Source organism: Methanospirillum hungatei (assembly GCF_019263745.1).
GTDB lineage: Archaea > Halobacteriota > Methanomicrobia > Methanomicrobiales > Methanospirillaceae > Methanospirillum > Methanospirillum purgamenti.
Genome location: NZ_CP077107.1, coordinates 2,660,544 through 2,685,505 on the forward strand (window position 1 = coordinate 2,660,544; position 24,962 = coordinate 2,685,505).

The following is a 24,962-nucleotide window of genomic DNA, read 5'->3' on the forward strand; positions in this document are numbered from 1 at the left end:
ACAATCCAGTGACGTCATTTACCGGATTTTTAATCCATATTGTAAAGAGAACAAATCAAACCATCAAACCAGAAAGAGGTTATTTATGAATACTTGTTCAAATCCGGATAATATCCCAGGCTGTATACGTAAAATGACCGGTTGTGAACGGGTATTTTTTATGAGTCCTGCATGTACCGTCATGATGGCGGCCCGGATCCGGGGAAAAATCGACATAGATAAATTTAATCAGGCACTCTCAACGGTGACACGGATTCATCCACTTCTTGATGCAAAAGTTATTTTCGACAAGCAGCACGAAGCCTGGTTTTCTTCAGATTCTGTACCTGGAATTTCGCTCAGAATAATTCCCCGGATATCAAAGGATCAGTGGGTTGATGAACTGAAGAATGAAGCACGAATTCCCTTTGATATCGGGAAAGGACCGTTGATAAAGTACGTGCTGCTCCAATCAGAAGAAGAATCCGACTTTCTTGTATTCTGTAACCACAGTATTTGTGATGGGATGGCTCTTGCCGGCCTGATAAAAGAGATATTGTGTAGATATGGAAAACCTGAAGGAAAAATCCAGGTAATAGTACCTCCTGTCTCCCAGGATCTTCTGAAACCAAGACGGAACCTCAAAGGGATGATTACCAATCTTTTTGCATTTCATGCGAACCGGAAGTGGAGGAAAAATCCATATCATTTCGGTCCTGAAGAATATTCAACTCTATACGAAGAATACTGGAAAAACCGCAGCCCAGGTATTGTAATGATGGAATTTGACAAGGATGAATCTGTCAGGCTGCTGGAAAAATGCAGGGAACACCAGGTAACAGTCGGATCAGCAGTATCATCAGCCTTTTTGGGAGCATACCAGGAGATAATCGGTGAATTTTCTTCCCGGCAACAGGCGATCATGGTGCCATTTGATATAAGAAGACGATCCGAACCACCCATTGGTGATGTTTTCTGCTTTTGCGTTGGATCTCTCCGATTACCTTTTTCCTACCAAATAAAAAAAACATTCTGGGAAAACACCGTTATATTAAACAAAGCAATTCATCTGCTTCTTAAAAATCCAGACCCGTCAGGACTCGATATGCCTCCATTTGATCATTCTCTCCTTGATGCAATGGCCGCATTTGCTCCATTTTCTGACCTGGCCCCAAAAGCTTACTCCCAAACCGAAATATTTCGAAGGTTCATACAGGATTCAGGAAATATCGCAATGACATTAAACAGGAATTTTCAGAATATGATTCCGGGATTCATACCATCAAACCTCGGAAAAATAGAAATTCCAGAATCTAACGATGAACTCAACCTTGAACGTCTGGTATTTCTTCCTTCAGCCAGCGAGATTAATCCACTTGTGATGGGTGGAATCGGGACTGATGATCGGATGACGTTTACTCTTACGTATGTCGATCCACCGGCAAAAACAGGGATTTCTCCTGAACCAGAAATGATCCGAATCCGGAACCGTGCGCTAGAGTTCCTGGGATTTCCTGAAAAAGTAAATGAAAAAGTGATAGGAAGGTAAATTATGCCAAAAGTAACTGTAAACGATCTTGACATTTATTATAAAATACCGGATATGTTGTTGGTACCAGATCCTTATCATGTGACCCACAAATACCACCCATTCATGAGACCAGAACCCTTACCCCCATCAGACATTGATCGGATTAGTCTTATTCCTCTCATTGGTGCTGCAAATGCAGCCCTGGCTCTGTTTGACAGGCTTTTCCGGAGCAAAAAAACCCGGATCTCCTCCTCACCCCGCTTATCATGCAGGAAGCCATCATATCATCCCGGATAGATGAATTTACAAATACCTAATATTCTCACCAAATCCCCGGAATAAGGCGATACTTCACTTCCTGAATATACATAGAGTATCCATTCAGTTCTGATACCAGTACATCATCCTCCTTCCTGGTTCTCACAACAAAAAGTGCTGCGGTGACTACTCCGGGGAATAATGCCCATAAAGATCCTAGCATCAGGGGCTGGGCAAGAACAATAAGAATAAAGCCCATATAGCCGGGATGTCTTATAAACCGGTACGGACCGGACATGATGGCATAATGACCCTTCTCCTCCTGGATTCGAACAACGGTTGAAAAAAACCGGTTCGACAACATGGCCCATGAAAATATCAGGTATCCGGATAAAAAGAAACATAACGCCACAATCTGTATAGAGAATACCATTTCTCCGGTCCAGTTAAACCTCATATCCAGTCCTGCAACAAATAGCGTTAAAAAACCCATTACATTCATCACTGTTACCAGATAAGAATCCCATTTCATTACTCCGGGTTTTTTCACCATCCGCTCAGTAATCAGATCAGGGCTGCAAAAAAGTGTTACAAGCGTTGTAGCCAGGAATAACGTACCAAGGATAACCCATGCCATCGGCCAGAACAGCGTACCGGATGAACCAAAAAGTACCCCTCCCATGATGACAACCGGAATAAGGCCAAAGACAATCCCCTTAATACGGATATTCCACTCATTCTCATCCTCCTTTGCCTGGAAATTCGGATTCTCCCCATGATTCATACATTAACCTCATTTTGGTGCTTGAATACCAACCTGCCATCTTTGTAGGTCTCATCAACCACCGGGGGATTTTCGGGATCAAGTGCCCCTTTGAGGATTACGAGATCAGCAACCAGTCCTTTTTTAAGCATTCCTCGTTCGTGTTCCTGCCCTCCGGCATACGCACTTCCGGCAGTATAAAACCACAGCCACCGCTGAAAGGGAAGAACTTGATCCGGAAATACGGTGTTTCCATCACCATTACTCATCGTAGATCCCATCACAGCACCCTTCAACGGATCCCGTGCATCCATGAATCCACCGGGATCATCACTTGATGCGGCAACACACACTCCTGATTTAAAAAGATCGGCATATGGCAGCCACTTCGCATTTTCCACCGGTGCACGGGAGAAATTTGCAGCTCGCATAAGGAATTGAGGCTGAATAGAGACACATCCACCCATTACTGCAAGACGGCGGATCTGTGAATCTGAAATTAACGTCACATGCTCAAGACGAGGTCTTATTTCAAATTCCGGAGGGGCATATTTCTTTGCTTCTTCAAAAGCATCAAGAACCGCATCAGTGGTAGCATTTCCAAAAGAATGGACACAAACACGAAATCCCTTTCTGGTTGCATCATATAATATCCCGCGAAAATCATCTCGGAAGGAACCGCTTTTCATCGTTTGTCCCCGGATAACCATATCATATGCAACAGTTTCCGGTGTTGCTCCATCAGCAAAGATCTTGACCGGACCTATGCGGAGATGTTCATCACCACTTCCGGTTTTCGGACCTTCGAGCCACATACCAGGATCATTATCGAGAATTGTCGCTCCATGAGGCATCATGAGCACTGATACCGGCAAGTTTTCCCGATTATACAGAAAACGATACGCCTCTGCAGCTTTTAATGTGACACCGGGATCATGAATTGCAGTAATTCCAAATGAGAGAAGTTCTAAAGCCCGGGCCCTGATAAGTTCAGCATGCTCCCCGATTTCAGTGTTCATGGTCAGATTGAATACAGAACTCTGAGCGTTCTCTATCAGAACTCCGGTTGGTTTTCCATCACGATCCCGAATAATAGTTCCACACCGGGGATTTGGTGTAGCGGAGTCAATACCAGCCATCTCCAGTCCCAGACTGTTTGTTACACTCATATGAAATGTAGCCTGGATAAGAAGGACAGGACGAACAAAACCAGTTTCATCAAGATCAAACCGGTTTAGATCTATTCCCCCTGATTTTCCATCAAACCATCCAAACCCGACTATCCATCCATTTCCTGGATTCATTTGAGCATGTTTTTTCAATGCACCAAGAATCTCCTCTTTTGTCATAAGACCGAAGAGATTTACCCAGTTCGGAAAGAAACAGGCAAATGAGGATAGATGATTGTGTGAATCTATAAAACCGGGTAAAAGAGTCCGCCCGTCCAAATTGACAATATCAACATCAGGATATTGATTACAGATCTCCGCATCACCGATGTCAATAATTCTGTTCCCCCTGATAACAACCGTTTCTGCATTATTATTTTGAGGATCCATCGTCAGTATCTGTCCGCCTGTAAAGGCAATCAGTCGTTTGTTCTTTGTATCGGATGTCATATTAGCCCTTTTTTTAATTAGACCTACTATCCGGATTATGAAATTACAATCTGGCAGATTTCTCCATTCTGCCGATCTTTATTCGAATAGTCTATTATTCACTATCTTACTAATTATTAAAATAAGTTACCCTTTAGTAACTTCTGTATTTTACAGGTAATCGAGATATACTTAAGACGCATATATTATTAGGAGGTTGATTTTACGTCAAAAATGGTCCCGGAGTACCGGAAGGAAGCAAAAAATAGAATCGTGAACGCAGGTCTGGAGGTAATGTACCAAAAAGGATATTGCAGAACTACCATGGACGATATCGCAAAACACCTGAACGTCACCAAACCTGCCTTATACCGCTATTTCAAAAATAAAAATGAGTTGATTCTTGAGAGTGCAAAAATCCTTCAGGGAGAATACCGCCGGATTCAGTCACCACAGAAATCTAATAAATGCCCCATCGCCACATGGATAACTGTTTTCGATCAGATGATGTCATCTGAAAGCAATGAACATGCATTACTCCTGGAACTCATTGGGATGACCAAATATGAACCTGAAATCGGAAATTATTCCATAGAACGAATGAAAATAGGAATCGAAGAATCCACAAAAACCATCGCAGAACAACAAAAAAAGGGATACATTACATCTACAACCGATCCACGAACTCTCGCTATCGCTCTTTTATCAATCTTTAACGGAATGCGAATGATGATTATCCTGGGAGTGGAACATGATGAACTTCGTATCCGGTGGATTGAAATTATCAGAGCACTATTCCTGGAATCAGGGAGGGATAAATTCTCTGAAAAATGTCCCCTGGACTGTCCGGGATATGATATCTGCACTGGATTTACTGAATTTTAATCAATTCGAGAAGGATCTGCCGACGAAGCCACCATCCACCAAAACCGTTCTTTCACAGGTTAGCCCACTCACAGAGCCGGTCCAGTTCTTTTCCGGTCATGTATTTCGGGTATCGGGTATCCGGATGGGGGTTGCATGAAATCGGGTAGTAAGATGAGATTATTGGGCACAATGGGGGGATGTTAGGGAGATGGGAGAGGGAGGGTCAGTTTTGGGATTACAGGCAAGTGGCCTGGGGAGACTGGTATTAACAAATCAGATTATTCTTTTTTATCCACCCTGGCAAGTATGTATTTTAATACAACGATCAATGGAAGAATTTCTTCAGTAATTGTTTTCCATATCAACAATTGATTTATACCCCAATACTGGTGATATGATATTGTTCCATTAATTTGAGCTTTAAGGATTTTTATGTAGAGAATAGCACTCTGGTTGGACTTTCGTCATTATATCACCTGACTGAATTTTTGCATCATGAATCAAATTTAATGTAATGATTTAGTTAAATGAATTTTTTTTGGAGTATTGAAGGATTTCGGTATTTCAATGGCTTTTATTATTCAGTTCATGTATCCCGCCATGGCTTATGGATCAATACTTCTGTTTTTCCGGAATTACGCCCCTGCCCCCTCCTTTCGGATCTGCCATGTCTCCGGAATACCGGGGGATGATATGGATATACAGGATATCCTTTGATATCAAAAAATATTTGCTCTTCATAAAAATGAAAATAAAGAGAAATAATTTATGCTCAGATTAAAAAGATATAATTAATAGAGAATTGGGTACCCATTACAGGTTTATTATAATCGTCTCACCTTTAGGAGGTATATCATGGATACATTTACTGCAATAATTCATCAGGAAGGGGAATTCTTTGTTGCATTATGCCCGGAAACTGGTACTGTAAGCCAGGGAAAGAGTATAGAAGAGGCTATTACAAATCTCAAAGAAGCAACGGAACTTTATCTTGAAGAATTTCCTGCTCCTCATCATTCACGGAGTTTAATAACAACTTTTGAGGTAGCATCGATTGCCGCCCAATAAACCAATTTCGGGTGCATCAGCTATCAAAATACTATGTAAACATTTTGGATTTGTAATTTCAGGAAGGAAAGGGAGTCATGTACGACTTTCCAAAAATACCCCGGAGGGATAAGTTGGAACCGTGATTCCGATGCATGAGGAACTGGCCCCAGGTACTATTCGGCATGCCCTGAAATTAGCAGGTATCTCATTTGAAGAGTTTGAAGAATTCCTATAATTCGGGTTTAATTTAATTTCTCTTCAATACTTCTGCTTCTCCGGAATTACCCCTCTGACTCCTCCCTCTGGATCTACCATGTCTCCGGAATACCGGGGGATGATATGGATATGCAGGTGTATTACCGTCTTTCTTGCCGGTATACCGTCGTTTATCCCGATATTATACCCGTCCGGAGAATGCAACATCGTTCCAGTTCCCGGTACTGTAATCCCGTGTTCTGGTGAGAGATGAACCAAACAGAATATATTCTCTATTCAATCTCCTTTTACTTATCAGGAGCTAAAACTATGCCTGGTGTGACGGATCATGTTATTTTTGTGGGAGTACTCCTCTGGATATAAAGAATCCATAATTTCGGTTCTATTGAAAAGTTGATGAAGTCAGAAGGAAGATGAAATAATGGGTGAAGCAGTGGAGATCCCGGACCCCGTGATGCATCTGATTGAACATTTAAAAAATAGGCCTGATGAGAAACCTATCGAAGTGATCACGAGGTTCTATAATTCATGGTATTACTGTATATGAACCGTATGCTCAAGTATGGGATAGTGAACACCGGAGGAGAGTATGAAATGTGCAATTTGTAAACGTGGAATTTGTGAACCAGGCACTATTACTGTCACATTAGAACGAGGACCTACAACCGTGGTAATCAGACAGGTCCCAGCCATGGTTTGTAACACCTGTGGCGAAGAATATCTGAATGAAGAGATTACTGATACCGTCTTGTCGATTGCTGAACATGATGTCGAGTCTGGTGTTCAGGTTGATATCAGGGAGTACCGGGCTGCCTGTGCTTCCATATAATTCAGAATTTTTGAGTTTAAGATGGACATGATCTCACGATCCCACATAACGTCGCTCTACAAAACCCCATTATATAACCCGACTTGGAGTTATGTTATCTCTATCTTATTGTATTCTGGAGCAGATATCATCCTAATATTGTCTGATCCTTCCTTAATAATGAAATTGAATCCAATATTTTCAGGGAAAGATGTTTATTAATCTGAAATATTATGAAAACCAGGGTTCATGGCTCAAACGTAAGGCAATGGGAGCGATGAACGCAAATAAGATATCAACATGTTATGCAGGCATACGTTTCAACCTGATGCGTAAGGAAAACATAATTGAAAAAATTTTAGCCATTATTGATACTTCATTATTTAATATAACCGCAAAGACACCAATACTTGCCCCCCAGTATTCATGCCTCTTCTGCTTGTTCAGAAAGAATAGACTCTGCAACATTTTTCAAGGGATGGATCTTGCTTACGATTATATTCCAGAGGATTGAAGGTTTTATATTAAAATATGAATGAGCAATAATATCCCTTAAACCAGCGATCTTTCGCCATTCTATATCCGGGTATGAGTCTAGAATATCAGAAGGGATGTGTTTGACTGACTCACCGATAATAAGTAAATTATGAACCGTTGCATCCCGTGTCCGTTTATCATCAAGAAATGATTCATATGTGAGATCCTTTACATAGGATTCGATATCACCGCATGCATGAAAAATATCTTCCACAAAAAGAATCCAGTCTCTCATGCAAATACTGTTTCCCGTATGATTCTTTCTTTTATCCGGGTTTTTATGCTATCTTCAATGACAAGATCCACTTTTTTATTGAATGAGTCTTCAAGAAAAAATTTTAAATCCATGTAATTATCAAAGGTCTCCTGTCCTTCCTGAAAGGTGACGAGGATGTCAATATCGCTTTCAGGAGATGCGGTACCTGTACTATATGAACCAAACACACCAATCCGCGATATCCCAAATCTTCTTTTCAGGATTGGAAGCACCGTATTGATCTCCTTTATTACATCCATTTTGGATCTCCTCTCTTCCTCTCTGTATGAATAACAGGTATACCATGAGTATATCTCCTGCATATTGATAATAGATTGCCATGCTGTCAGTCATCTCTTTTCGATAAGAGTCCACGCTGTGCTGGAACCGGGGGATTTGAATGATAGGGATGGGTGGATTGCTCCAGCCACCCGGTATCTCTGTGCCCTGGAACAGAATTGCCTTTCCCGTGACGGGATGGTCCCGAGGACTGACCGGTCCGTGAAATATATGAATCTCTCCGAACCTTATCTACGGTCATCTTGTTTATGGATCCGGTGAAGCAGCCCCTGATTCTGGGTGATTTCAAGTTCCATCATAGTTTTCTTTAAACATATGAGTCCTGTTCGATCAGGTTAAAATTTGGTTTGTAATCCGGATAACGACGATGGATACATTGTTCTTTTAGAGGGGAACAGTTTTTCACACGGTCATTGAGATGGCTGAAGGGAAGGGACATGAAACGGACCGGCTTAAAACCCTCATTGTCTTTTACCTCATTAAGAATATATGGTTTATTTTGGAAAATTAATTAAAAACGCCCATGAGGCTTTGCCTCATGCTTAACTCATGAAAACCGAATATACATAGTCCATTTGCAATTTTACATAGGTTTTCATGGAATATAATTGCTAAAGCGGGACATCCTAATCAAGCACCAGATCCTCAAGTTTTATGATTTATCAAATAATTATTTTATGGGGGTATTTTTAAGAACCGTAAGGATTTTCATAGGAACTATTCGTTTTCTCATCTCATTTCTCTTCAATACTTCTGCTTCTCCGGAATTACTCCCCTGCCCCCTCCTTTCGGATCTGCCATGTCTCCGGAATACCGGGGGATGTTATGGATATGCAGGTGCATTACCGTCTTTCCTGCCGGTATACCGTCGTTTATCCCGATATTATACCCGTCCGGAGAATAATTCCAGTCCAGAAAACCTTTTGCATCCCGGACTAGCTCCTAGAGAGCAGTAATCTCTTCTTCTGTTGCATGAAAGATAGAGGAGATGTGCCGTTTTGGGATTATGAGCAGGTGGCGGGGGGAGACTGGATACGTGTCATACCTGGCATAAGCATATTCGTTGTCAAGAATGATGTCATCCGGTCCGGGAGTGCAGAAGATACAGGTTACGGGACCAATTGGGATTTCCTCATGAGCAAACAGGCGAAAAGCCAATATAAGGCGGATAATATCCGGTGTACAGATATACAGATTATTGGTCAGGAACTGATCCAGTTTGAAGAATTAGCTATTCGAAATGAATATATATTTAGGTACGAAGAAAGATGCAATCAGGAGGAGAAGAAATCATATGAGTGAATCAATAGAAATCCCCTTTCCTCTGATGCAGCGGATTGAAAGGTTAAAAATCCAGCCCGATGAGAAACCAATAGATGTGATAATCAGGCTTCTTGATTACTACGACGATGCAGATGAGATAGATGAGGAAACAAATCAGAGGATCCTGAAAGGGCTCGAGGATGTAGATGCCGGCAGACACAGACCCCTCCGTGATATCGCACAAGAGATGGGGATCTGATTGCCCTATGTCGTGGACTTTTCAGAGGATGCAGAAGATGATCTAAAACGACTTCCTAATGATGTGGCTCAAAGAATAAAAGATAAAATATTCTTTCTTGAAACGGTCTCCAATCCTCGAAAATATCTGGATAAAGTTGAGGGAAAATATAACGGCAGGGTTTATCGGTACAGGATTGGGGATTTTCGGGCATATCTAACATTCAAAGATGAAGTGTTAGTAATAGTTGTAATACAAGTTGGCTTAAGGAAGAATATTTATAAAAGATAGTAGGCCCTGAAATAAGGCGATGATCATAGATATATCTTCAGGGTGAAATTTTTATCATTCTTTTCTTATCCTTCATTATCACCTTTATACCTCGATATTATTTGTTTTGGATGTTTCTCACCGGGGCAATAATCTATCATCCTGAACCAGAATCGGTAACATGGAGTTCTGGCGGTGAGCTGAAATGTGTTTAGGGCATTAGGGGATCTCCATATCGCTGCCCTTAAACGAACCGGATGGATAATAAACCATATTGAAGGCGGTCATTCCATCCTTATGAAAGAAGGAATTCGACTCCATCAGAAAAAAAGAGAATTATGATTTTTCAAGTTCAAAATGATAGGTCATCTCGCCACCAGAAGATCCACTCACCCTCCCTTTTATCGATTTACAGTCTGACAACAACGTGAATTCTATCGGTCCGGACTTCGCTCCTTCTTTCCATGTCCCACTCATGATATTGCCTGAAATTGTTCCGGTAATCTTCCCATCATTCAGAGGATATGTACCCTTCACAGAATTACCAGACTGGGTCAGAGAAATTGCTCCTCCGAAAAACTGCGGTGCACCAGGCCATGATCCGGTCCATGAGCACCCAACAGTTTTCTTTGATGATTTAGAAATATCGTAATGAATTTCAGTCATACCACAAAAGTCCGAATCTTCATTATTTGCCCATGTACTTTCATCAGAATCTTTTACCTGGTACATTCCCTGACTGATATCTTCATTTACTGTGGCGAACCAGTATGCATTTTTCACACCTCCCTGGCCTGGTTTACCTGTTGTTTTCCAAGGTCCGTATGTCGTACCGTCATCAGTATTTACAAGCGAAATCTTACCCGTTTTTTCAGTTCCCATACCATAATTCCAATGATAATTGGTTATTGTACAAATATGTACCTGAGAATCGAAGGTAACCTCAGTCGGATTAATTGGATCATTCTCCACTGTATAAATATTTCCATTTGTCCATTTCTCTGAGCATTCTGCAAAAACCAGTGGAATACACATGCTAGAAAGTAAAATGATCAGAGTAAAAATTTTTATTTTCATCCTGTTGCTTTTCATCATTTCTCACCTTATGAATGATCAGCCATATCTGCTGACTATGAACCCCTGTTAAAGCATCATATTATTAAAAAATTTGCCATGCAAAAAGGGGTACCTCTGTTTGTATACAATATAAAATCCATATGGAGGTCATTTTGCCTCTTCTTCATTTCATATAGGGTACCCACATGACTCAGCCCGTCCCTCCCTGCTCCCCTGGTTCTGCTCCATACCTGATCAATGAAATCCGTATCAGTTTTATTTAAATAGAACACGAAGTCTCCATAGATAAAAATCTCTCACCACGTCTTCCAATCCCCCAAATCCATATCATAAAGCCTTCCATTCGTCCCACCTTTTCACTTTCACCCTGCACCCCTGAAATTCATATACTACCTCATGTAACCATGAATGGAGGATCGTTCCTCCTCACGAAACACACCTAATGCCGCTCTGTGGGACAAATCACTCCCACATAGCGATTATTCTGGATACCTCTCCTGCTGCACCCGGTATATCCAGGACACGATGCAAAACAGGATGTATCAGTACTGGCAAACCCTCTCAGAAGACCCGGAATCACCAGGGGATTTTCCAATGACAACACAAGCAGCCAATTCTATCTCATGTCAAAAAAACCCTGATGAACGGGCAGAAGAGAACCGGATTCATACATCCTCGAAAAAACACACAAAAATCAGAGAGTGAATATGGAGTAGACCATGCGACGTGGAAAACGAATCAAAAGAGAGTACCCCCGCTCAATCATCCAGCTTGGAGGCATGACGATCAGGGCAGGGGCAGTTCTAAGCTATAGATTTATACGGATATTATCATTTCCCCCGAGGAAAAACGGAGGTTGTCATGTCATATGACACCAAAGCCAGCCGGTGTGCCATCTGGTTTGCTATCAGCGATCTCAAAAACCGGGGCTATCTTACCGATCGGTGTTGCGGAAAGGACCGGATCTTTGACCTCATCGCCTGGAACCGGGAAAATATCCTCGGTCTCATAATCAGAACCTCCCGGACAAAAAACATCAGGTCCTGCCATGAAGAGATACTGAAAATCTCTGCCCTGGTTCAGAACCGGATGATACCAGGTAAAACTGAACTCTGGCTTTATCATCCAGGTGGAAGGTCACGGTATGACATTGTTCCCGGAGGAGCGATATGCATCAGGGAGGCCTGAACATGTCGTCCATGTTACAGATGGAGGTCATATCAGCAGTCTTTGCGGCAGTCAGGCCCGATGACACCCTCATCTCCCGTCAGCGGATAGAAGAAGAGATACAGGCCAGACCAGAACTCTATCCACAATTATCCACCAGGACCAGGATAGGCAGACGCCGGATAATATCCTGTGTAATGAACCGGACATTTACCATCTGGAGTAAAACACAGGCTGTCCAGCCCTCCTCGTTTGTTTGGCAGATCAGGAGCAAGCTGGATTCTCATTCTGTCACAGATGAGGTCCAGCCATGAAACCGGAAGAATCCATCCGGATGGCCCTCTCCCTCCTCTTTCAGGAAGGATCTGTTGTAGAGCTCCGGGCACTTGGAGACCGGACCCACTATGGATACTACACCGATCATGACAAATTAGCCAGGGATGCAGCAATTCTTGACACCACTCCGGGCATTTCAGGGATATACATCACATTGAACCGGGTAAACCCCGTTCTTCTCTCACGGTGTGCCAACCGGATCAAAAAAGCCGGACAAAAAGAACCACAGACAGCAGACGGAGATATCATCCGCCGATCCTGGCTTCCCATAGACATCGATCCAAGAAGGCCGGCAGGGATCTCCTCTTCAGATGAGGAACACACCGCTGCACTCAAAAAAGCAGCAGTTATCAAGGCATATCTCACAGAAATGGGATGGCCGGATCCCATCCATGCAGACTCCGGAAACGGGGCACATCTCCTCTATCAGATAGATCTCCCTGCAGATCAGGAAAATACCCTGCTTATCAGGGATTGTCTCAAAACCCTTGACCAGATCTTCTCTGATGATCAGTCTGCAATCGACACAGCGGTTGCAAACCCTGCCCGGATATGGAAACTCTATGGCACACGGTCCAGAAAAGGTGACCATACTATTGAACGGCCACACCGGATCTCACACATTATCACCCATCCGGACTCCATCGAACCAGTCTCTGTTCCCTGTCTCATGGCTCTTGCATCTCTTTGTATGGAGCCGGATCAGGTAGAAAAGCCCGGAATAAGCCGGTCAGGAACACCGGGGCTATCAGAACCATCCAGGCAGTCAGGGATATCAGGAGTCATTGATCTCGCCGAATGGCTCACCCGTCACGGACTTTCATATTCCGAAAAACCCTATCATGCAGGCCGGCTCTTTGTCTTTGACGAATGCCCGTTCTCGTCCGCCCACAAAGACGGTGCGTATGCCATTCAGTTTGCTAACGGAGGTATATTTGCCGGATGTCACCACTCATCCTGTGGGGGAAATTCCCAGCGGTGGCATGAACTTCGGGAACGGTTTGACGGATCAGGAAAAGAACGCCGGTATGAAGAACGAATAAAGCAGGGAATAAAAAAACGTGCCCGGGCAAAAGCAGAACGGGATGGCATGAATCTGCAACAAGATGGAGACCCGGCCATACCTGGAATGGAACCATTTGATCTTGGATCAGGGGATGAAAAAGACCAGGATATCCGTGATGAAACGCTCAGGATACTAAAAACAGGAGATCCCATCAGATATATCCTGGATACCTTTGCCCTGGCACATGAAGGAGACGAGATTGTGGCACAATGCCTGCTCATGTCTCTTGCATCCCGGGCGGTCATAAATTCAAAAGGACTGCATGTTCTCGTCACCGGGGAGTCCGGAAAAGGAAAATCCCATGCATTTGAGAGCATGATGGATCTCATCCCTCAGGAGTACTGCCTTGGTGGTCGTCTTACTGATAAGGCCCTCTTTTACCAGAATAACCTGCGGAAAGGGTCTGTTATCTGTCTTGATGACGTTTCACTCTCATTCTCACTTCAGGAGACACTCAAAGGCGTAACCACGTCGTTTAAAAAACCGTTTATCTACCGGACCCTTGACAAGGACCGGAACAGTCTGACGAAAGTAATTCCTGAACGATGCCTGTGGTGGATAGCAAAAAAAGAAGGAACCGGGGACGATCAGGTCTGGAACCGGATGCTTACCGTATGGATTGACGACAGCCAGATTCAGGATGATCTGGTTCTTGCCCGTGAACTTGACGAAGCTGCACGACCGGCATCCCCCTGTGTGACCATATCCCGGGAGATGAGAATTTGTCGGGCTCTCTGGGATCATCTGGCATCAGTCTCGGTTAGAATACCTTTTGCGAGGAGGATTCGGTTTACCAACTCGAAAAACCGTCGGAATTCTTCTATGCTCTTAGACCTGGTCCGGTCAATTGCCCTGTTGTTCCAGTACCAGCGGGAACGGATTGAGATTGGCACAATAATAGAAGTTCAGGCAGAGATACAGGATTTTGAAAAAGCCAGGGAGATCTATCTTTTGTTAAATGGTGATTGTGGAGGACAGATGACAAAAATGACCAGGACCGAACAGCTGTTGGTTAATGCCATTCGTTCGACTGGAAAAACAGAATTTACGGTAAAAGAGCTGCAAAAGCTCATCAGCCGGTCACAGTCAACAGTATCAAGGCTCCTGTCAGGAAATCCAAGTCGTGAGGATCATGCCGGTCTGCTTGAGAAATGTCCTCCACTCTCCTTTTATGATCGTTCAGAACCCCGGGAAGACGGGGGATATCAGCGGGTCCGGGTTTATTCCTGGGATTATGATCTGGATGAGATCTGGTCTGCAGGTGTTTCATGCTGGCTTGATGAATCAGATAAAAACAATTCTCATTCTGGTCATGATGATGATCCAGATGGTGCTATGCATCTATGCACGCCTATGCATGAACAATGCACACCAAAATGCATTGATTCGGTAAGTGGAAATGAGTCTGTTTCTGATAATCTGAATGAAATGGCGGATTCACCTTCAGTAATGCACACTCCGGCACGTGCGTACAGAGAATCACTTGGTGAAAAAACATCTTTATACGTACCTGAGAATTGTGCATACACCATACCGAAGTCAATAATTTTTTCAGATTTACCGGAAAAAGTGGGTGATCCTTTGATTAAATCTATGCATGAGGGTGTGCATAACCAGTGCATAGATGTGCATTGTATGCACAGGTCAGAGGTTGTGCCTGCTGAGATTGGAAAAAAGGAGAAAAAATTCGGTATTATGGACATCAATCCGAATATGTTCCATCTGTCTGAAAGAATGGCTGATCAGGTGTGTGATTGTTGTGGCAGGAAAGGGGTGCATTACCGGGAGAAAGGAGGAGGGACGACTTCCGGACAGAAGAGGCGGATGATTTGTGAACGGTGTTATAGCAAGGCAGTCTCACGGGAGGTTATGACATTTCAGGCTCTTCCTGGTGTTCTGCCTCTCCATTCGATGAAACAGACCGACCGATCCCTGGGACGATGTCATCTGTGTAAGCTTCATCCAATTACCTGGTTTGATGAAGATACTAAGATAGGTCTGTGTGAACGGTGTTATCATCGTGAACGGTTCAGTAACCGGAACAACATTGAGGGGACGGTATAATGGGATTTACGGTTACTGCAATCCGTGAGGCTCCCCTGGTCAGGTACGAAAAGGTTGGACGGCTCATTCCCGGAGATACTGATGTAATCCGGATGATGCTGGACGGGACCGGAGAGATCGGGGTGATACCGGTGACAGATCTGCTGCTCCTGTTTGGAGGGATTGCTCCGGATGGTGTTGCGATGTCAGAGTCCGGAAATCGAGTTTTTTTGACCAGGCCGATGGGACAGGAGTATGTGGTTTTGACCAGGCAGGTCAGGGGGATGATCCGGGACTGGCCGAAGAAGAAGGCTGCTTTGTTTGTCTTAAAAAAATAGGTGAATCATCAGAAAACACCGAAAAAAAATTTTTCACAACTTTGTATATTTTTGTGATAATCGAGGCCATTTAGGGTAGGGTTTTACTCATCCTCACTGATATTTACGATATATCATTTTACGATGGCCGACATCCACTACCAGGATTACCATTTCTCCAATGTTCTCTCTGCATGTTTGGTAAATGCCAGGGAGAACATCATCAAAGCCCGATCTTTTTCGCCATCTGTTCTTCAGTAGTAAAGACTCCCCTGTTAAATTCTTCAATCCCTTTTTCTATCTCTGCTGCTGTCTCTTCATCGATATAATCATCATCTTCCAGGACTTCCAGGGCACGAGAGATAACATCTATCGGAGTTTCTTCAGGCCTTATTTTCAGGTTTATGATCTTTTCCATGAGTGGAGATGGAATTTCTATTGCTTCACTCATACTATTGTATCATCCTTCAGGATTCATCAAGTTTTCATTTCCTCTCACCTCAATTATCCATAGATTGGTCAGGTATGAGAGGGTTGTATGGTTCATTCCCGGAGATACTGATGTCATCCGGATGATGCTGGACGGGACCGGAGAGATCGGGGTGATACCGGTGACAGATCTGTTGCTCCTGTTTGGAGGGATTGCTCCGGATGGTGTTGCGATGTCAGAGTCCGGAAATCGAGTTTTCATCGGCTCAATTTTGACTTTTCCAAACCCCCGTTCAGGAAAGAACTCATGTCTGATTTTTTTGGCTGCATTCTCATGAAGAGTGGCATATGCTGCTTCCCCACCCACTCTTCCCTGCAAAAAATCCTTATTCACCTTATTCAGAGCATAGAGGTCATGAATGAGAGATATGAGAGAATCTGTATCCATTCCGGTTAACTCTGTTTTAATCGTTCGCCAGGATACTTTCGATGGACTCATATAAACAGATTCGGTGTCCTAGATAATCAGGATATTGAATTAACAGGATTACTTTTCGTTTCCAGTAAAAGGAGTTCAGATAATAATCTGCCAGTAACAAACTATCCCGTTACGTATCCAATTATTTTATCAGATCACCTTCTCATCACCAATCCTGGATGGTTCCCTGAAGGAGTGACTCCCGACAATCTGCTCATTCATGAACCAAAGCCCCGGAACCCCCGGTTGGCAGAAATTTTCCAAGAGGTAAACAGGGAAGGCGTCGGGAAAGGAACCTCCTATGTATGGAAGGGTTCATGACACGACTGGAATTTGCGTCCACTTACGACCGCGAACGTATTTGAGTTTTGGTTTACGACCGCGAACGTAAAGTGAACATATAGCGGTCGTAATTGAAAATGCAATGTTTTAAAAAAACGTGAAAATATTTGTTTAATTGGTATATTGATAATTTACAATGATAACTGGCGAAATAAAAATCAAAACGATAGCATCTGGAATTCCTTCCCGGGTAAATATCCGAGATTATTCTTCTTTATCTAACTTGGCAAGTATGGATTTTAGTCCGATTATAAGCGGAGGAATTTCTTCAGTTATTGTCTTCCATATCAACAATTGATTTATATCCCAATACTGGTGAATGATTTTATCCCTCATTCTAGTGATTTCTCTCCAGGGTATTTCGGATATTTATTCCGAAAATCTTCAGGAATACCTTTAGCAGCTTCTCCTAAAATGAGAAGGTTATAGAGAATTGCCTCTGTTTTTTCTTCTTTTTGAATAAAGTCTAACTCGAGAGTTCTTTGCCATAATTTGTTATTTTTTCTGCTCCAGTAAGCATATCGTCAAGATAAACTCCGAGATCACGGGTTTCAGACATACTGTACCTCTGATAATATCCTTTTTTTGAGTCTGGGTTTGATCCCTTCTGCATCAACCAGATCAACTGGGATTTTAAGCGTATCTGATAGTAACTCTTCGATTTCCATGAATTTGAATAAACCAGGGGGATCAGAGAATTCTATGAGTACATCAACATCACTTTCTTCAGTCTGGGTTCCATGAATCACAGAACCAAAAACTCCAATCCTGGTGATATGATATTGTTCCATTAATTTTGGTTTTAAGGATTTTAATGTAGAGAATATAACCCTGGTTTGAACTTTTGCCATTACATCACCGGACTGGTTTTTTGCATCATATATCAAAGTGTATTATATAATTTAGTAAATGAGAATTTGTTTTTGGAGTATTGAAGGATTTCGGTATTTCAAGGGCCTTTATTATTTTACTCATATTTCCCACCTGGGCTTATGAATTAATACTTCCGTTTTCCCGGAATCACTCCCCGGACTCCCCCTTTCGGATCAGCCATGTCACCGGAGTCCCGTTGATGAAAAGGACGATATCAGGCCTTCGGTGGTTTTTCCCTTCCTGAATGGTGAACTGGTTGACGACAAGGAATTCGTTGTTCTCCGGGTGCGACCTCATACCCATAGAGGACCTCGTACCCAAGGTCACGAAAGATGTCAAGTGCCGTTTTTTCTACGTCAGATTCACATAATCCCTGGCTCATTCTTGTTCCTTGTTTTTATTTACTGATGATTCTCTTCCAATGCTTTTTTCCCGACCGGAGTGATCCGGTACCGTTGATGCTGGCTTCGTGGTTTGTCCGGGATGGTCAGTTCAATAAGTCCATCCTGGATGAGAGGGAGGAGGACATTTTTCCTAAATTTCGTCCGGTCAGTTCTTCCCATATCGGCCATTAATTCTACCAAAGTACTCTCTCTGGTAAGATTTTTCAGGAGGTCCAACTTCTCCTCACTTAGTGCCCACTTAGTGCCTTCTTAGTGCCCACTTGGTGCCGGTCATCTTCAGGGGTCTGGATAGGTGTGAAGGTTACGGTGAAAAATCCGTCGGCATCAAATACTGGCTCCGGACATCCGGATTCCCGTGCCCCTTCCCGCATCCGCTCGATTCCGGTCCCGGCTTTCTCGATAAAACCTATCCGGTGATAGAGGTCAGCTATGATTGGGTTTCTCCGAACGCTCTTATGCCCAAGATCAGCCGGTTGCATCCCTGGAGGAAGGCCACCCGGACTGATTATCTCTTCTCTGCAAAATTACTCATCAAGTTAGGTAAACACAATATTAGTGAAAAATTTCCTCTTTTCGGTTAAGAATTTTTATTTCATGATAAAAAATTGATAAAATATTGGTCCTGAAATGGTGGGATTGTTTCGTGTGGTACCGACACATAAGATAATCAGCCTTGTTGATCTTCTTTGTATGTGATGCTCTTATCCATCCGGGTTGCATAATTATAGCTGTTTATCGAAGGTTATGCAGTATTAGTACAGGACATAATATTGCTCCTGTTCATGGAATGCTCTGGTTTATAGATAATTTAAATGAAAGAGGAGTTATCACGAGATCCAATCGTGCTAATGCTTTCAATGTAATTATCATATTAAAATTATCTTTCTGAAATGTGACTGTAAAGGAAAACTAAAGAAACGAAGAGGAACAAGAAGGAAGAAATAAAAATAGTGAGGTAACTAATTATGAAATCAACAATTTTTAACAAACATCTTCGGAATTCAGAAATTGCATTTGATTTATGCACAAAATATGGAGGATATTATCGCTTTATTTCCGGAGAAGTATTTAATGAAGATTTTCCAACAATGACGATTTCTCTAAAGAATGATTCATTTTTCCTATCCAAATTAAATTCGACAGAAAATCAGTTTGAAATAAGGTTTTCTTTGTTTTTGAACAAAACCGATCATATTATGTGTACATTTTTAAAAAGTGAATTAAAAAGTAATAAACAGGCAATGATAAGAGTTGAAAATTCCGATCCAGCATACTTTTCGGATGATTTAATTGGTGGGATAATTGTGATAACTCAAGACCATGAGAAGAATTGGATTGGAATTGTTCTTGAATTAGAAGATGATATTGAGAGATTTCAATCATTTTTCAACTTAAGATTTTCAGATATAGATGGGGTGATTGATGCATTATAGGAGAATAATAATCTCTAATGAATATAACTTATAAAATCCGTTTTGAGGTATAAAAGGTTGTAAAATATCAGTTTTGATTTATAGGAAGGTTTTTTTTATAAATCTTTAAATGTATCATCGTTCAAAATTTTCCAACCATTTAATTAAATCATCTTTATTCATATTATTTCGTTTCAATACATCAACGATGTCTCCACCAGAGATTAACAAAACAGGATGACCATCCTCTTTAATTTCCAAATATGCTTGACGATCTACAAAACTGGTCGTCACTAAAATTCCAAATTGCCGATATCTTAATCGGGATATAAGACGGGATGTTTGTTTGATTCCTATAGAATTATCATAATTGTAACATTTAGCTTCTAAAGCACATTCAACAAATAATTTACCGCGTTCATGACCAATAAGATATTTTCCGATAGCATCTCTCCCTCCATCACGCCAGGGTCGAGTAAGGTCAAATTCAAAAAAATGATTATCAATCATCTTTGCTAGTTCTACTGCGAATGCTTCAAATTTATAGGGATTATCCTTGAAGTAATCATATATCGTAAAGAGAAGTTCACGTCCGTAATCATCAGAAGGGAGCTGGTCACTCTTTGATGGAATTTTAATTTTCGGAGCATGAAGAGGTTTAATTCCTTGTAAACCTTCATTGATGAATTTTTTCCAAACATCAGGTTCGAAAATTTTCTCTTCGCCGGTTTCATTTTTTAAAGCCTGAAGCCATTCTTTTGGAATCGGTTCATCACTCGAATCAAGAATGGTAAAGTATGCTTCGTAATTCTGAAATCTTGTATTCTCTTTTGTTCTCCAGATTGCCACCAGAGCGTTATCAGGAGGGAAATGTTTTGAACCGGGAGCAGCAAGGCCCCTGAATCGAACACTTCTTCCTTCTCCAACCTTTTCGAGAATAAAAAACGGAGGAATATTTCTTCGTTCATCTGGAGTGGCTAAAAGAAGGTTGAAGGTATCACGGAGTAAAGCATTTCCACCTTTCGGTGTTTCATGTAGAGGGTATCCCGGTTTGCGATTATCTCCATAATAGCGAAACATTCCTGTTTCAATATCTAGATAGTCTGGCCATTCTATTTCTTTACCACTCGTATAAAGAACAACATATGCTGGTTTTCTGGAGTTGTTCTTATAAGAAATCCTAAATCCTCCCTGATTTCCAACACCGGGAAACATTTTTGAGATTGGATCATCTCCAGCATGGTTCTGATCACCTCCTTCATAAATCGCGTCGATAATTAACGGCGATGAAGATATTTCTGAAAAGAAGAATCTACGCATGATACCATCTAAGTAAAATTAAATATAGATTACGATGAAGAGTAGTTTATCTTTTTCTTTTGGATTGAAATTTAATTGATCTCTATAATTGATATCGGAAAGACAGAACTGAAAGTAAATAACACTCCAATTGATCTTGAATATCTCAATTTTTCCGGGGAACCCTGGGGCTCCTTCGGGCTCAAAATTTACTTTTTTACCGATGATTCGATAAGTTCAGACAATCAGAAAGCCGAGGGATATATTTTCGGAAGGATCTGTGAGTTCACAGAACTGCTGATCTCTCTTCTCCCCCTTGAAGAGCAGGATGATATCAGGATTACTACCTGTTATCCGGAAGGGGAAGTAATTCACCAGTTTGTGAAAAAATATGAACGTAGTCGGCTGAACCGGACTGCCTGTATTGCCATACACGGCTGCAAGTGCAGAATATGTGGTTTTGATTTTTCTGAAAAATACGGTCCTTTAGGAGACGGGTTCATCCATGTCCATCATATTACTCCGGTATCAGAAATTAAACCCGGATACAGAGTAAATCCGGAATCGGATTTAATCCCGGTGTGTCCGAACTGTCATGCAATGCTTCACAGGACTGATCCCCCTCTGATTCCAGCCCAATTGATTCAAAAAATCTCTGATTCTGATTCAAAGGAACAATAGTGATCTGATTACTGACCATCATAAATCTTCATTGTATAATCAAAAGGATAAGACGGAGAGTGAGTATTCTTTAGGAGAAATTATAAAACCAAGTGCAGAATCTCTCAGTGAATCATTCAGAGCCTTTGGATATGATCTGAAATCGGCTTTAAATTTTTGAATTATTTTTTTTGAATCCGAATACAGGCATATTAGAGTCAATACGATTCCCTCATTTAAACTTAGTAAAATTCACAAAATTTAAATCGAGATACGTTCTCGTAAGCGTCATCAGACTCATACTATCTAATACCCGTCAGACAATTCGGCAAACACTGTCTGCCCAATTCAAATCTCCTGAATTCAATCATAATATTAACATCTCTGTAATTATATCTCTTATTTTCTGACTGCATTCTGTGCCCTCTCCATCGCACTCTTCAGTTTCGCCTCAAGGAGTTCTCTCGGCGGCAGTTCGGTCAGATATTCAGCAACCCGTATCCCACTGTCCGAAAGCCCAAGGAGCTCCACGTGCTCATCAGACTTCCCGGCACAGAGAATCAGACCCATCGGTGACTCTTCACCAGGAACCCGTTCGTATTTGTCAAGCCACCGGAGATACAGTTCCATCTGACCCTTATCAGCAGCCTGAAACCTCCCCAGTTTCAGGTCAATTGCAATAAGACACCGAAGCCGGCGGTGAAAGAACAGGAGGTCAATATAATAATCCTCTGCGTCGATGGTGATTCTCTTCTGCCTTGCGATAAACGAGAAATCAGAACCCATTTCAAGAATGAACCGCTCGATCTCCCGGATAATACCCGATTCAATATCCTTTTCAGAGTAGGTATCAGAAAGCCCGAGGAAATCAAGGAAATACGGATCCCGAAAGACCAGGTCCGGGCTCATCTGGTCCTCTGTCCGGAGAACTTCGAGCTCCTGCCTGGCTAACTCTTCCGGTTTTCGGGAAAGTGCGGTCCTCTCAAAGAGCATGCCCTGGATCTTTGCCTTGAGAAGACGGACACTCCATCGTTCAATCCTGCACATCTGTGTGTAAAAGTCCCGTTGCAGATCATTGTCAATCTTGATGAGTTCAACGAAATGTGACCAGCTCAATTGTCCAGACAGTGTCTGGATTATTCCGGGATCATGATAGAGCTCAGCAAACCGGACCATGGAGAATACGTTTGCCCGACTAAACCCCCTGCCATACTCATGGAGCAATTGTCCAGACAGTGTCTCGACAATTCTCTTACCATACTCACCCCTGTCTTTTTGGAGAACTTCCTGGTGAATCCGTGATCCGATATTCCAGTATAACAGAACCGTTTCCCGGTTTACTCCATACGCAACCCGGTTTCGGGTTGATGAGATCATCTCACGGATCTCATGTAAAAGAACCGAATATTCCGTATCCTGCTGCAATCCTTCTTCCCTGATCAGGGCGGGGGCTGAACCCGGTACTGGTGGTGATGAACGTTTTCTCATATGGTGTATCCTAAACCCCCAAGATTCTTCCGAATCTCCTCGTCAAGCCGGGCACCTTCCTCCATCTGTTCAGATAACTGTTTTGTCAGCCTTTTCATCTTTTCAGCAAACGGCTCTCCGTCATCCTCTGCATCTTCGGCCCCCACATATCTACCCGGAGTAAGAACATGCCCGTGTTTTGCTATCTCCTCAAGGGTTGCCGAAGCACAGAATCCCGGTACATCCTCATATTCCCCGGCACCGGCATCTCCCCGCCAGGTATGATACGTCCCGGCTATCTTCTCAATATCCTCATCGGTCAGTTCCCGGTGAGTCCGGTCCCTCATGACTCCCATCTTCCGGGCGTCGATAAATAGGACCTCTCCACGACGGTCCCGGAACTTTCCATTTGACCGGTTTCGACCAACAAACCAGAGACAGGCCGGAATCTGGGTAGAGTAAAAGAGCTGACCGGGAAGGGCCACCATACAGTCCACGAGGTCTGCTTCGAGGAGGTTCTTTCTGATCTCTCCTTCCCCTGACTGGTTCGATGACATCGACCCGTTCGCAAGCACAAACCCGGCTATCCCTAAAGGAGAGAGATGGTGGATAAAATGCTGAATCCATGCATAGTTCGCATTCCCGTTCGGAGGAATCCCGTACTTCCATCGGACATCATCCCTGAGGTTCTCCCCTCCCCAGTCTTTCATATTAAATGGAGGATTAGCAAGGATGTAATCCGCTTTCAGGTTTGGATGAAGGTCCCGCCGGAAACTGTCTGCATGTTCAGCCCCAAGGTCATGGTCTATTCCCCGGATGGCAAGATTCATCTTGGCAAGTTTCCAGGTGGTCGGGTTCGATTCCTGCCCGAAGATTGAGATATCACCAATCCGGCCACCATGAGCCTCGACAAACTTCTCACTCTGGACAAACATCCCCCCCGAACCGCAACAGGGATCATACACCCGACCCTTGAAGGGGGATATCATCGAAACAAGGATCTGAACAACACATCGGGGTGTATAGAACTGACCTCCTTGTCTTCCTTCTGCACTCGCAAACTCGGAGAGGAAATACTCGTACACTCTCCCGATGATATCCTTTGACCGGTTATCAGAGTCGCTCAGGTTGAGTGTCCCGATGAGATCGATGAGTTCTCCAAGTTTCTCCTTATCAAGACCAGGACGTGCATACTCCTTGGGCAGGATATTTTTGAGTACCGCATTATCCCGCTCGATGGCATACATTGCATCATCGACAATCTTCCCAATCTCCGGCCGTTTCGCATTCTGTTGGATATAGGACCATCGGGCTTCTTTTGGGATCCAGAAGATATTTTCTGACCGGTACTCATCAGGATCTTCGATTACTCCATACCTGACTTCCGGCTCGGCGATATACCAAGTGCTTTTCGGATCAGAGTATGCCTGCTCAAGTGAGGAGTGTTTCGCTTCAAATGCATCAGAGAGATATTTCAGAAAAATAAGACCAAGGACAACATGTTTGTACTCAGCCGCATCCATATTGTTCCGGAGTTTATCTGCTGCAGCCCAGAGGGTTGCTTCAAACCCGAGGTTTGCAGCCGTTGTTTCTGAAGATTTTTTTGCACGAGCCATATTCAGAGATGAGAGAGTTAATCGTGACGGTCGATAAACGTT

The 24,962-nt window shown here is 42.8% G+C and carries 35 protein-coding genes and 1 pseudogene; 17 read left to right on the forward strand and 19 right to left on the reverse strand.

Features of this window, described 5'->3' with window-relative positions; translation table 11 throughout:
- Nucleotides 1-85 precede the first annotated feature (85 nt).
- Nucleotides 86-1,528, forward strand: coding sequence for a condensation domain-containing protein (locus KSK55_RS12910; RefSeq protein WP_218607180.1), 1,443 nt, complete (start codon nucleotides 86-88; stop codon nucleotides 1,526-1,528).
- A 3-nt stretch (nucleotides 1,529-1,531) separates the two neighbouring features.
- Nucleotides 1,532-1,807 (forward strand): hypothetical protein, encoded by a 276-nt coding sequence (locus tag KSK55_RS12915; RefSeq protein ID WP_218607181.1) that lies wholly within the window; start codon nucleotides 1,532-1,534, stop codon nucleotides 1,805-1,807.
- 25 nt (nucleotides 1,808-1,832) lie between these two features.
- Here KSK55_RS12915 and KSK55_RS12920 read toward each other — a convergent pair whose 3' ends face one another.
- Together KSK55_RS12920 and KSK55_RS12925 are read right to left on the reverse strand one after the other, a co-directional pair.
- Entirely contained in the window at nucleotides 1,833-2,552 is a 720-nt protein-coding gene (locus tag KSK55_RS12920) for a methyltransferase family protein (RefSeq protein WP_218607182.1), read from the reverse strand.
- The gene (locus tag KSK55_RS12925) at nucleotides 2,549-4,150 is read right to left on the reverse strand and encodes an amidohydrolase (RefSeq protein ID WP_218607183.1); all 1,602 of its coding nucleotides are present in this window, start codon (nucleotides 4,148-4,150) and stop codon (nucleotides 2,549-2,551) included. The genes KSK55_RS12920 and KSK55_RS12925 overlap by 4 nt, the downstream gene beginning before the upstream one ends.
- Nucleotides 4,151-4,363: 213 nt before the next feature.
- Here KSK55_RS12925 and KSK55_RS12930 point away from each other — a divergent pair, with 213 nt between their 5' ends.
- Nucleotides 4,364-5,014: a TetR/AcrR family transcriptional regulator gene (locus KSK55_RS12930; protein ID WP_218607184.1), complete on the forward strand. Its 651-nt coding sequence runs from the start codon at nucleotides 4,364-4,366 to the stop codon at nucleotides 5,012-5,014.
- A 594-nt stretch (nucleotides 5,015-5,608) separates the two neighbouring features.
- Here KSK55_RS12930 and KSK55_RS16520 read toward each other — a convergent pair.
- Nucleotides 5,609-5,737: a hypothetical protein gene (locus tag KSK55_RS16520; RefSeq protein WP_256664013.1), complete on the reverse strand. Its 129-nt coding sequence runs from the start codon at nucleotides 5,735-5,737 to the stop codon at nucleotides 5,609-5,611.
- 114 nt (nucleotides 5,738-5,851) lie between these two features.
- Here KSK55_RS16520 and KSK55_RS12935 point away from each other — a divergent pair, with 114 nt between their 5' ends.
- Together KSK55_RS12935 and KSK55_RS16800 are read left to right on the forward strand one after the other, a co-directional pair.
- Entirely contained in the window at nucleotides 5,852-6,064 is a 213-nt protein-coding gene (locus KSK55_RS12935) for a type II toxin-antitoxin system HicB family antitoxin (RefSeq protein ID WP_218607185.1), read from the forward strand.
- 121 nt (nucleotides 6,065-6,185) lie between these two features.
- Nucleotides 6,186-6,281 (forward strand): type II toxin-antitoxin system HicA family toxin, encoded by a 96-nt coding sequence (locus tag KSK55_RS16800; protein ID WP_463144482.1) that lies wholly within the window; start codon nucleotides 6,186-6,188, stop codon nucleotides 6,279-6,281.
- 23 nt (nucleotides 6,282-6,304) lie between these two features.
- Here the strand turns inward: KSK55_RS16800 and KSK55_RS12940 are convergent, their stop codons facing one another.
- Complete coding sequence (locus tag KSK55_RS12940; RefSeq protein ID WP_256664014.1) at nucleotides 6,305-6,520, reverse strand: HIT family protein; 216 nt, start codon at nucleotides 6,518-6,520, stop codon at nucleotides 6,305-6,307.
- 331 nt (nucleotides 6,521-6,851) lie between these two features.
- On the opposite strand from KSK55_RS12940, the gene KSK55_RS12945 reads away from it, so the two are divergent.
- Nucleotides 6,852-7,091 (forward strand): type II toxin-antitoxin system MqsA family antitoxin, encoded by a 240-nt coding sequence (locus tag KSK55_RS12945; RefSeq protein ID WP_218607186.1) that lies wholly within the window; start codon nucleotides 6,852-6,854, stop codon nucleotides 7,089-7,091.
- 403 nt (nucleotides 7,092-7,494) lie between these two features.
- On the opposite strand, the gene KSK55_RS12950 is transcribed toward KSK55_RS12945, so the two are convergent.
- The 3 genes and pseudogenes from KSK55_RS12950 to KSK55_RS12960 form a co-directional block, all read right to left on the reverse strand.
- Nucleotides 7,495-7,842, reverse strand: coding sequence for a HepT-like ribonuclease domain-containing protein (locus KSK55_RS12950; RefSeq protein ID WP_218607187.1), 348 nt, complete (start codon nucleotides 7,840-7,842; stop codon nucleotides 7,495-7,497).
- Nucleotides 7,839-8,123: a nucleotidyltransferase family protein gene (locus tag KSK55_RS12955; RefSeq protein WP_218607188.1), complete on the reverse strand. Its 285-nt coding sequence runs from the start codon at nucleotides 8,121-8,123 to the stop codon at nucleotides 7,839-7,841. Before KSK55_RS12955 ends, KSK55_RS12950 begins: the two co-directional genes overlap by 4 nt.
- A gap of 907 nt (nucleotides 8,124-9,030) precedes the next feature.
- A pseudogene (locus KSK55_RS12960) lies at nucleotides 9,031-9,321 on the reverse strand (HIT family protein); the annotation flags it as partial.
- A gap of 136 nt (nucleotides 9,322-9,457) precedes the next feature.
- On the opposite strand from KSK55_RS12960, the gene KSK55_RS12965 reads away from it, so the two are divergent.
- The 3 genes from KSK55_RS12965 to KSK55_RS16525 all read left to right on the forward strand — a co-directional run bounded on the left by KSK55_RS12965 (nucleotide 9,458) and on the right by KSK55_RS16525 (nucleotide 10,276).
- On the forward strand, nucleotides 9,458-9,685 hold the full coding sequence (locus KSK55_RS12965; RefSeq protein ID WP_218607189.1) for a hypothetical protein: 228 nt from the start codon (nucleotides 9,458-9,460) through the stop codon (nucleotides 9,683-9,685).
- A 12-nt stretch (nucleotides 9,686-9,697) separates the two neighbouring features.
- Nucleotides 9,698-9,955, forward strand: coding sequence for a type II toxin-antitoxin system RelE family toxin (locus KSK55_RS12970; protein ID WP_218607190.1), 258 nt, complete (start codon nucleotides 9,698-9,700; stop codon nucleotides 9,953-9,955).
- A gap of 186 nt (nucleotides 9,956-10,141) precedes the next feature.
- Entirely contained in the window at nucleotides 10,142-10,276 is a 135-nt protein-coding gene (locus KSK55_RS16525) for a hypothetical protein (protein ID WP_256664015.1), read from the forward strand.
- Here the strand turns inward: KSK55_RS16525 and KSK55_RS12975 are convergent.
- Nucleotides 10,271-10,969, reverse strand: coding sequence for a hypothetical protein (locus tag KSK55_RS12975; protein ID WP_218607191.1), 699 nt, complete (start codon nucleotides 10,967-10,969; stop codon nucleotides 10,271-10,273). The genes KSK55_RS16525 and KSK55_RS12975 overlap by 6 nt on opposite strands.
- A 450-nt stretch (nucleotides 10,970-11,419) precedes the next feature.
- Between KSK55_RS12975 and KSK55_RS12980 the strand changes: the two genes are divergently transcribed.
- The 5 genes from KSK55_RS12980 to KSK55_RS13000 all read left to right on the forward strand — a co-directional run bounded on the left by KSK55_RS12980 (nucleotide 11,420) and on the right by KSK55_RS13000 (nucleotide 15,961).
- Entirely contained in the window at nucleotides 11,420-11,716 is a 297-nt protein-coding gene (locus tag KSK55_RS12980) for a hypothetical protein (protein WP_218607192.1), read from the forward strand.
- 156 nt (nucleotides 11,717-11,872) lie between these two features.
- On the forward strand, nucleotides 11,873-12,199 hold the full coding sequence (locus KSK55_RS12985; RefSeq protein ID WP_214419214.1) for a hypothetical protein: 327 nt from the start codon (nucleotides 11,873-11,875) through the stop codon (nucleotides 12,197-12,199).
- Nucleotides 12,181-12,492: a hypothetical protein gene (locus KSK55_RS12990; protein WP_250545173.1), complete on the forward strand. Its 312-nt coding sequence runs from the start codon at nucleotides 12,181-12,183 to the stop codon at nucleotides 12,490-12,492. The genes KSK55_RS12985 and KSK55_RS12990 overlap by 19 nt, the downstream gene beginning before the upstream one ends.
- Nucleotides 12,489-15,644, forward strand: coding sequence for a hypothetical protein (locus tag KSK55_RS12995; RefSeq protein WP_218607193.1), 3,156 nt, complete (start codon nucleotides 12,489-12,491; stop codon nucleotides 15,642-15,644). Before KSK55_RS12990 ends, KSK55_RS12995 begins: the two co-directional genes overlap by 4 nt.
- Entirely contained in the window at nucleotides 15,644-15,961 is a 318-nt protein-coding gene (locus KSK55_RS13000; protein ID WP_218607194.1) for a hypothetical protein, read from the forward strand. Before KSK55_RS12995 ends, KSK55_RS13000 begins: the two co-directional genes overlap by 1 nt.
- 202 nt (nucleotides 15,962-16,163) lie before the next feature.
- Here the strand turns inward: KSK55_RS13000 and KSK55_RS13005 are convergent, their stop codons facing one another.
- Nucleotides 16,164-16,391 carry a hypothetical protein gene (locus KSK55_RS13005; protein ID WP_218607195.1) on the reverse strand — a complete coding sequence of 76 codons (228 nt, stop codon included), beginning with the start codon at nucleotides 16,389-16,391 and terminating at the stop codon, nucleotides 16,164-16,166.
- A 9-nt stretch (nucleotides 16,392-16,400) separates the two neighbouring features.
- Entirely contained in the window at nucleotides 16,401-16,868 is a 468-nt protein-coding gene (locus KSK55_RS16530) for a hypothetical protein (RefSeq protein ID WP_256664016.1), read from the reverse strand.
- A gap of 174 nt (nucleotides 16,869-17,042) precedes the next feature.
- On the opposite strand from KSK55_RS16530, the gene KSK55_RS16740 reads away from it, so the two are divergent.
- Nucleotides 17,043-17,168: a hypothetical protein gene (locus tag KSK55_RS16740; protein WP_372238727.1), complete on the forward strand. Its 126-nt coding sequence runs from the start codon at nucleotides 17,043-17,045 to the stop codon at nucleotides 17,166-17,168.
- Between the two features lie 225 nt (nucleotides 17,169-17,393).
- On the opposite strand, the gene KSK55_RS16745 is transcribed toward KSK55_RS16740, so the two are convergent.
- The 6 genes from KSK55_RS16745 to KSK55_RS13040 form a co-directional block, all read right to left on the reverse strand.
- Nucleotides 17,394-17,525, reverse strand: coding sequence for a HepT-like ribonuclease domain-containing protein (locus tag KSK55_RS16745; protein WP_218607196.1), 132 nt, complete (start codon nucleotides 17,523-17,525; stop codon nucleotides 17,394-17,396).
- Nucleotides 17,526-17,740: 215 nt separating this feature from the next.
- Nucleotides 17,741-18,040, reverse strand: coding sequence for a nucleotidyltransferase family protein (locus KSK55_RS13025; RefSeq protein ID WP_218607197.1), 300 nt, complete (start codon nucleotides 18,038-18,040; stop codon nucleotides 17,741-17,743).
- Nucleotides 18,041-18,209: 169 nt separating this feature from the next.
- Nucleotides 18,210-18,308, reverse strand: a complete 99-nt coding sequence (locus KSK55_RS16750) for a hypothetical protein (RefSeq protein WP_372238751.1) — start codon at nucleotides 18,306-18,308, stop codon at nucleotides 18,210-18,212.
- Entirely contained in the window at nucleotides 18,277-18,444 is a 168-nt protein-coding gene (locus KSK55_RS16535) for a hypothetical protein (RefSeq protein ID WP_256664017.1), read from the reverse strand. The genes KSK55_RS16750 and KSK55_RS16535 overlap by 32 nt, the downstream gene beginning before the upstream one ends.
- Nucleotides 18,445-18,463: 19 nt before the next feature.
- Entirely contained in the window at nucleotides 18,464-18,682 is a 219-nt protein-coding gene (locus KSK55_RS13035; protein WP_218607199.1) for a Fic family protein, read from the reverse strand.
- A gap of 11 nt (nucleotides 18,683-18,693) precedes the next feature.
- On the reverse strand, nucleotides 18,694-18,945 hold the full coding sequence (locus KSK55_RS13040) for an ATP-binding protein (protein ID WP_218607200.1): 252 nt from the start codon (nucleotides 18,943-18,945) through the stop codon (nucleotides 18,694-18,696).
- 486 nt (nucleotides 18,946-19,431) lie between these two features.
- Here KSK55_RS13040 and KSK55_RS13045 point away from each other — a divergent pair, with 486 nt between their 5' ends.
- On the forward strand, nucleotides 19,432-19,899 hold the full coding sequence (locus tag KSK55_RS13045) for a hypothetical protein (RefSeq protein ID WP_218607201.1): 468 nt from the start codon (nucleotides 19,432-19,434) through the stop codon (nucleotides 19,897-19,899).
- Nucleotides 19,900-20,013: 114 nt separating this feature from the next.
- On the opposite strand, the gene KSK55_RS13050 is transcribed toward KSK55_RS13045, so the two are convergent.
- On the reverse strand, nucleotides 20,014-21,198 hold the full coding sequence (locus KSK55_RS13050) for a restriction endonuclease (protein WP_218607202.1): 1,185 nt from the start codon (nucleotides 21,196-21,198) through the stop codon (nucleotides 20,014-20,016).
- 75 nt (nucleotides 21,199-21,273) lie between these two features.
- Between KSK55_RS13050 and KSK55_RS13055 the strand changes: the two genes are divergently transcribed.
- A complete protein-coding gene (locus KSK55_RS13055) occupies nucleotides 21,274-21,858 on the forward strand; it encodes an HNH endonuclease (protein WP_218607203.1) in 585 nt (194 codons plus the stop codon).
- A 378-nt stretch (nucleotides 21,859-22,236) separates the two neighbouring features.
- Here KSK55_RS13055 and KSK55_RS13060 read toward each other — a convergent pair whose 3' ends face one another.
- Nucleotides 22,237-23,325, reverse strand: coding sequence for a PDDEXK nuclease domain-containing protein (locus KSK55_RS13060; protein ID WP_256664018.1), 1,089 nt, complete (start codon nucleotides 23,323-23,325; stop codon nucleotides 22,237-22,239).
- Nucleotides 23,322-24,920 (reverse strand): class I SAM-dependent DNA methyltransferase, encoded by a 1,599-nt coding sequence (locus tag KSK55_RS13065; RefSeq protein WP_218607204.1) that lies wholly within the window; start codon nucleotides 24,918-24,920, stop codon nucleotides 23,322-23,324. Before KSK55_RS13065 ends, KSK55_RS13060 begins: the two co-directional genes overlap by 4 nt.
- Nucleotides 24,921-24,962: the final 42 nt, after the last annotated feature.

Bases quoted from the DNA above. Each gene is read 5' to 3' on its own strand.
- KSK55_RS12980 (WP_218607192.1), top strand. From the start codon at position 11,420: ATGGAGGATCGTTCCTCCTCACGAAACACACCTAATGCCGCTCTGTGG.
- KSK55_RS13065 (WP_218607204.1), bottom strand. From the start codon at position 24,920: ATGGCTCGTGCAAAAAAATCTTCAGAAACAACGGCTGCAAACCTCGGG.
- KSK55_RS12975 (WP_218607191.1), bottom strand. From the start codon at position 10,969: ATGTGTATTCCACTGGTTTTTGCAGAATGCTCAGAGAAATGGACAAAT.
- KSK55_RS12920 (WP_218607182.1), bottom strand. From the start codon at position 2,552: ATGAATCATGGGGAGAATCCGAATTTCCAGGCAAAGGAGGATGAGAAT.
- KSK55_RS16530 (WP_256664016.1), bottom strand. From the start codon at position 16,868: ATGAGTCCATCGAAAGTATCCTGGCGAACGATTAAAACAGAGTTAACC.
- KSK55_RS12910 (WP_218607180.1), top strand. From the start codon at position 86: ATGAATACTTGTTCAAATCCGGATAATATCCCAGGCTGTATACGTAAA.
- KSK55_RS12985 (WP_214419214.1), top strand. From the start codon at position 11,873: ATGTCATATGACACCAAAGCCAGCCGGTGTGCCATCTGGTTTGCTATC.
- KSK55_RS13045 (WP_218607201.1), top strand. From the start codon at position 19,432: ATGAAATCAACAATTTTTAACAAACATCTTCGGAATTCAGAAATTGCA.
- KSK55_RS13005 (WP_218607195.1), bottom strand. From the start codon at position 16,391: ATGAGTGAAGCAATAGAAATTCCATCTCCACTCATGGAAAAGATCATA.
- KSK55_RS13000 (WP_218607194.1), top strand. From the start codon at position 15,644: ATGGGATTTACGGTTACTGCAATCCGTGAGGCTCCCCTGGTCAGGTAC.
- KSK55_RS12945 (WP_218607186.1), top strand. From the start codon at position 6,852: ATGAAATGTGCAATTTGTAAACGTGGAATTTGTGAACCAGGCACTATT.
- KSK55_RS12930 (WP_218607184.1), top strand. From the start codon at position 4,364: ATGGTCCCGGAGTACCGGAAGGAAGCAAAAAATAGAATCGTGAACGCA.
- KSK55_RS12990 (WP_250545173.1), top strand. From the start codon at position 12,181: ATGCATCAGGGAGGCCTGAACATGTCGTCCATGTTACAGATGGAGGTC.
- KSK55_RS12950 (WP_218607187.1), bottom strand. From the start codon at position 7,842: ATGAGAGACTGGATTCTTTTTGTGGAAGATATTTTTCATGCATGCGGT.
- KSK55_RS16535 (WP_256664017.1), bottom strand. From the start codon at position 18,444: ATGAGCCAGGGATTATGTGAATCTGACGTAGAAAAAACGGCACTTGAC.
- KSK55_RS12965 (WP_218607189.1), top strand. From the start codon at position 9,458: ATGAGTGAATCAATAGAAATCCCCTTTCCTCTGATGCAGCGGATTGAA.
- KSK55_RS16745 (WP_218607196.1), bottom strand. From the start codon at position 17,525: ATGAGGGATAAAATCATTCACCAGTATTGGGATATAAATCAATTGTTG.
- KSK55_RS12995 (WP_218607193.1), top strand. From the start codon at position 12,489: ATGAAACCGGAAGAATCCATCCGGATGGCCCTCTCCCTCCTCTTTCAG.
- KSK55_RS13050 (WP_218607202.1), bottom strand. From the start codon at position 21,198: ATGCGTAGATTCTTCTTTTCAGAAATATCTTCATCGCCGTTAATTATC.
- KSK55_RS16520 (WP_256664013.1), bottom strand. From the start codon at position 5,737: ATGAAGAGCAAATATTTTTTGATATCAAAGGATATCCTGTATATCCAT.
- KSK55_RS12925 (WP_218607183.1), bottom strand. From the start codon at position 4,150: ATGACATCCGATACAAAGAACAAACGACTGATTGCCTTTACAGGCGGA.
- KSK55_RS13060 (WP_256664018.1), bottom strand. From the start codon at position 23,325: ATGAGAAAACGTTCATCACCACCAGTACCGGGTTCAGCCCCCGCCCTG.
- KSK55_RS12955 (WP_218607188.1), bottom strand. From the start codon at position 8,123: ATGGATGTAATAAAGGAGATCAATACGGTGCTTCCAATCCTGAAAAGA.
- KSK55_RS12915 (WP_218607181.1), top strand. From the start codon at position 1,532: ATGCCAAAAGTAACTGTAAACGATCTTGACATTTATTATAAAATACCG.
- KSK55_RS13040 (WP_218607200.1), bottom strand. From the start codon at position 18,945: ATGCAACCGGCTGATCTTGGGCATAAGAGCGTTCGGAGAAACCCAATC.
- KSK55_RS12935 (WP_218607185.1), top strand. From the start codon at position 5,852: ATGGATACATTTACTGCAATAATTCATCAGGAAGGGGAATTCTTTGTT.
- KSK55_RS13025 (WP_218607197.1), bottom strand. From the start codon at position 18,040: ATGGCAAAAGTTCAAACCAGGGTTATATTCTCTACATTAAAATCCTTA.